The organism is Mesorhizobium sp. P5_C1 (genome assembly GCF_054049815.1).
In genome coordinates this window covers 1-4,480 of sequence record NZ_JBFULQ010000450.1, presented here as the reverse complement: position 1 = coordinate 4,480, position 4,480 = coordinate 1, and the positions used below count along the sequence as shown (strand labels likewise).

The window sequence follows — 4,480 nt, the reverse complement described above, 5'->3', positions numbered from 1 at the left end:
GTTCAGCACCAGGTGATTCCACGGCGTGCCTTCGTGCCCTACATGGGAAGCAAGCAGGAAAGGACATGCGATGGGATTGCTGGTCGAAGGTAAATGGCAGGACCGCTGGTATGACACCAAGGACAGCGGAGGCAAGTTCGTGCGCACGCAATCGCAGTGGCGCGACTGGATCACTCGCGACGGGACGCCGCCTGCGGGCCGCAGCCGCGGCTTCAAGGCGGAGCCCGGCCGCTACCATCTCTATGTCTCGCTCGCTTGCCCGTGGGCGCACCGGACGCTGATCTTTCGCGCGCTGAAGAAGCTGGAAGGCATCATTTCGGTGTCGGTGGTGCATCATTTCATGGGCGCCAATGGCTGGACGTTCGTGGCGCAGGATGGCGCGACCGGCGACACGCTCTACGGCCTCGATTTTCTGCACCAGATCTACACCAAGGCCGATCCTGCCTATTCCGGCCGCGTGACGGTGCCGGTGCTATGGGACAAAAAGGAGCAGACCATCGTCTCCAACGAATCCTCCGAGATCATCCGGATGCTGAATTCGGCCTTCGACGAATGGGGCGATGCCAGCCTCGATTTCTATCCCAAGGCGCTGCGCGGCGAGATCGATGCGATCAACGCGCTGGTCTATCCCGCCCTCAACAACGGCGTCTATCGCGCCGGCTTCGCCACCACGCAAGGCGCCTATGAGGAAGCGTTCGGCGAGCTGTTCGCGGCACTCGACACGTTGGAAGACCGCCTCTCAAAGCAACGCTATCTGGTGGGCGACCACATCACCGAAGCCGACTGGCGGCTGTTCACCACGCTGGTGCGCTTCGACCCGGTCTATGTCGGCCATTTCAAATGCAATCTGCGCCGCATCGCCGACTACCCGAACCTGTCCAACTATCTGCGCGACCTCTATCAGGTGCCGGGCGTCGCCGGGACCGTGAACCTCAATCACATCAAGGCGCATTATTACGGCAGCCACGAGACGATCAACCCGACACGGATCGTGCCGGTTGGGCCGGAACTGGACTATGACGCGCGGCATGACCGGGGAAGGTTCAAGAAGGCGGCGTGATCACCAGTAGGGCGATGCCTGCTCGCCGCCAAAAACCTCGGCGATCCGCCGTAGCGTCGCTGGTGTCGTGCCTTCCGGCAAACGGTCCAGGGGAAAGAAGCCGGACTCGGCGATCTCGTGGTCCGGCAGCTTCGGCGCCGTCTGACTGAAATGCTCGATCAGATAGAGACCGACATGGTCGCGCTGGCTGGCCCGACGGTTGAAATGCATCGACCTCAGCGCCGGCGATGAGGTCAGTGTGATGTTGCCTTCCTCGGCCAGTTCGCGCGCCAGTGCCTCACCAAGCGTCTCGCCAACTTCGACGCCGCCGCCAGGAAGCTGCCAGCCCGGCACATAAGTGTGGCGAATGAGGAAGACGGAATTGGATGCCGTGTCGTGAACCAGACCGCGCACGCCGAGCGTCATCGGCCGCCGCAACACGAAATAGAGATGGAACAAGCGGGCCCGGAGGCCCGCCCAACCGGTCTGACGGAAGGTCTTCTCCGGATCAGTCTGCATCAGGTGCGAAACCGTGGTGGAAAGCGGGGGGCGCGTCGCATATGAAGGATGGATGTTCAGGCTCGCGCATATTTCCGATGTCCATCTGGGGCCGCTCCCCGATGTATCCTATCGCGATCTCGCCTCCAAGCGCGTGCTCGGCTACGTCAACTGGCAGCGCAACCGCCGCCGCCATATGCATGATGCCGTCATCGACGCGATCGTCGCCGACATCAAGGCGAACACGCCTGACCACCTCGCCGTCACCGGTGACCTGGTCAATCTGGCGCTCGACGGCGAGATCGAGATGGCCAGGCACTGGCTGGAGACGCTGGGATCGCCGCAGGATGTCTCGGTCGTTCCTGGAAACCACGATGCCTATGTGCCCGGCGCCTTCGACAAGGTCTGCCGGTCCTGGGCGGCCTGGATGAGTGGCGACGGTGTCAACACGCCGGTCGACCGCAACGCATTCCCCTATCTRCGCGTGCGCGGCGATGTCGCGCTGATCGGCATCTCGACAGCGCGTGCCACGGCGCCGTTCATGGCCAATGGCTTCTTCATGGAGGGTCAGGCGAAACGACTTGGCAAGCTGCTCGACGCCACGGCCGGGCAAGGGCTGTTTCGCGCGATCATGATCCATCATCCGCCGGTGCGCGGCGCCGTCTCGCAGCACAAGCGGCTCTTCGGCATTGCCCGCTTCCACAAGATCATTCGCCGCCATGGCGCCGAACTTGTCCTGCACGGCCATTCGCATCTGCCGTCGCTGTTCTTCATCGGCAACCGGAGCGCCAAGGTTCCGGTGGTCGGGGTTGCCGCCGCCGGCCAGGCGCCGGGCGGCAAGCACCCGGCGGCGCAGTACAATCTGTTCGACATCGATGGCGAAAAGGGCAATTGGCGGATCCGGCTGACGCGGCGCGGCCTGACCGGGCCGTCCATACCGCCGTCCGATCTGCAGACGCTGGAGCTTGGCGCGGAGGCCGGTGCGGCTATGGCCGCACGTTGAGAACCATGGCCACGATGCGGTCCCACAACAGGATGACCGACACCACCAGTCCGACCAGAGCGCCGGCGGCGACCAGGCCAAGGCCCGACAGAAACGCCGACCAGGCCTTGCCGCGCGTCTTCGAGCGCAGTGGCGGTTCGGCTTCCGGCACATCGGCGCGTGTCAAGCCGGCGAAGGCCGGCTCGACCCCGCCTTCCATCATCTTCTGGCGCTCGACGATCCGCTCGGCAACATAGCGCGTCACCTGATCAGCAACGGGCTTCATGTCGGTCGATTCGGCAAGCACCACCCGGCCGATGCGGGTGTCCCTGAGAAAGCGATAGGTGCGGCGATCGCGCCCCATGGCGACATGGCTGACGGCATCGATCCACAGGCGTGGCTGCAAGCCGGACGAGACGACAAAGTCGAAATTGTCCATGTCGGCGGGAACATCGGCAAAAACCGGCGCCAGTTCGGCAGCAAGCAGCTCGAGGCGCATGCGATGGGCTTCGCGCATGTCGACGACGACGTCGTCGCGGTCGGCGAAGGCATTCTTCACATCACGGACGGCATCCGACAGTTGCCTCGACTGATCGATGGTCTTCTCGCCTGCTTCCTTCATCGGCGTTCGCCTCGCGGGTTTGGTTAACACGGGGTTAACACAGCCGCCTGTAAAATGCACTGGCGAGAGCAACGGGATCGAGGCGCGTTCAGCAGGCGGCTGTGCGCGAAAAAGGTCAGCTGGCAGCAGCAGCGAATTTCTGGCGCAGCGGCCTGGCGCGCCGGTTGGTGTTGCGGCGAATGATCTCGGCGACGAGGTCGGGTGCTTCCTCGGCCAGCATATGGCCGACCTCAAGCACATGGTGGACATGAAAATGCGCCGGCAGATCATCCGCCTGGGTAAAGGGCAACACTGCGTCGTCGGTTCCCCACGCCACCATCACCGGCATGTTCAATCCGTCGAGACGATCGTGCGGGATGACGCCTTGCCGATCGTCCATGGTCATGGCGGTGGCGATCTCGACCAGCTTCGGCACTTGGCCTGGACGTCCGCGCATTCGGCAAAGCGCGTCCATGACACGCTTCTGGGGCGGGCTGTGGGGCCCGGACATGGCGGCAAGGCAGGCGCGGATTTCGGACCGGTTCGCGGCGCCGCCATAACGGCGCAACAACGGTCCATTGATCTCGGGGCCAAGACCGCCTGGCGCCAGAAGCGTCAGCGAGGCGACTTTTCCAGGCTCGGCCAGCGCCATCAGCATTGCCACCGCACCGCCCATCGAGTGGCCCACGAGATGAACACGCTTCAGCCTGCGTTCCGACAGATCGGCGAGCACGGCCCTGGCCGCCACCTTGGCCGGACCGGCTCCGGGAAAATCGAGCGACAGCCCATGCCCCGGCAGATCATAGGCCAGCGTGCGCGTGGCGGGCGCCAGGGAAGAAATCACCTCGCGCCAGACATCGTGGCAGCCGCCGAAACCATGCAGCAGGACGATGGCCTTCGAGCCAACACCCTGTTCGGCGACAAAAAGCGATGCGGTCATGAAGGCTGATTTTTTTGTTATTGCAGGATGCGCGACACCAACTGTGGCTGAATTGCCCCCAGTCTAGCGTGATGACCAGTAAAATCTTCGCGATTTGCGCGGTTGCGGACAGTCCCGGCGCGCCTAATCTGTGGATGTCGATTGTGTCAGCTTGCGTTGCCGAGCCCTGCGGCGCGCAGAGCCTGGACCAGCCGGTCGGTCAGGTCGGCCGGATATTTCCGCTCGACGAAGGTCGCGCGCGGATCGGCGGCAAATTTAGGGAACTGGGTGTTCAGTTCGCCCAGCAGCGTGCTGACCAGATGGTCCTGTCCGGCAGCCTTCGCACCGATCAGCCGCGCCGCAAGATAGTGCGATTTCGTTGCCGTCGTTCTCAGTGCCATGCTGGCCGCGACCGCCTTGTTCGTGTTGCCGAGCATGAAT

General features: G+C 63.6%; 5 protein-coding genes and 1 pseudogene. 2 read left to right on the top strand and 4 right to left on the bottom strand.

What is annotated here, in order from left to right; translation table 11 throughout:
- Positions 1 to 70: 70 nt before the first annotated feature.
- The gene (locus tag ACXJ7R_RS25550) at positions 71 to 1,060 is read left to right on the top strand and encodes a glutathione S-transferase family protein (protein ID WP_457154256.1); all 990 of its coding nucleotides are present in this window, start codon (positions 71 to 73) and stop codon (positions 1,058 to 1,060) included.
- Here the strand turns inward: ACXJ7R_RS25550 and ACXJ7R_RS25545 are convergent, their stop codons facing one another.
- Positions 1,061 to 1,558 (bottom strand): NUDIX domain-containing protein, encoded by a 498-nt coding sequence (locus ACXJ7R_RS25545; RefSeq protein ID WP_457154255.1) that lies wholly within the window; start codon positions 1,556 to 1,558, stop codon positions 1,061 to 1,063.
- A gap of 52 nt (positions 1,559 to 1,610) precedes the next feature.
- On the opposite strand from ACXJ7R_RS25545, the gene ACXJ7R_RS25540 reads away from it, so the two are divergent.
- Positions 1,611 to 2,540 carry a metallophosphoesterase family protein gene (locus ACXJ7R_RS25540; RefSeq protein ID WP_457154254.1) on the top strand — a complete coding sequence of 310 codons (930 nt, stop codon included), beginning with the start codon at positions 1,611 to 1,613 and terminating at the stop codon, positions 2,538 to 2,540.
- On the opposite strand, the gene ACXJ7R_RS25535 is transcribed toward ACXJ7R_RS25540, so the two are convergent.
- The 3 genes and pseudogenes from ACXJ7R_RS25535 to ACXJ7R_RS25525 form a co-directional block, all read right to left on the bottom strand.
- A complete protein-coding gene (locus ACXJ7R_RS25535) occupies positions 2,524 to 3,141 on the bottom strand; it encodes a hypothetical protein (protein WP_457154253.1) in 618 nt (205 codons plus the stop codon). The genes ACXJ7R_RS25540 and ACXJ7R_RS25535 overlap by 17 nt on opposite strands.
- 115 nt (positions 3,142 to 3,256) lie before the next feature.
- Entirely contained in the window at positions 3,257 to 4,060 is an 804-nt protein-coding gene (locus ACXJ7R_RS25530; RefSeq protein WP_457154252.1) for an alpha/beta fold hydrolase, read from the bottom strand.
- Between the two features lie 146 nt (positions 4,061 to 4,206).
- Positions 4,207 to 4,480 (bottom strand): annotated as a pseudogene (locus ACXJ7R_RS25525) (hypothetical protein); the annotation flags it as partial.

Coding starts and splice junctions, on each gene's coding strand:
- ACXJ7R_RS25545 (WP_457154255.1), bottom strand. CDS start 1,558: ATGCAGACTGATCCGGAGAAGACCTTCCGTCAGACCGGTTGGGCGGGC.
- ACXJ7R_RS25535 (WP_457154253.1), bottom strand. CDS start 3,141: ATGAAGGAAGCAGGCGAGAAGACCATCGATCAGTCGAGGCAACTGTCG.
- ACXJ7R_RS25530 (WP_457154252.1), bottom strand. CDS start 4,060: ATGACCGCATCGCTTTTTGTCGCCGAACAGGGTGTTGGCTCGAAGGCC.
- ACXJ7R_RS25550 (WP_457154256.1), top strand. CDS start 71: ATGGGATTGCTGGTCGAAGGTAAATGGCAGGACCGCTGGTATGACACC.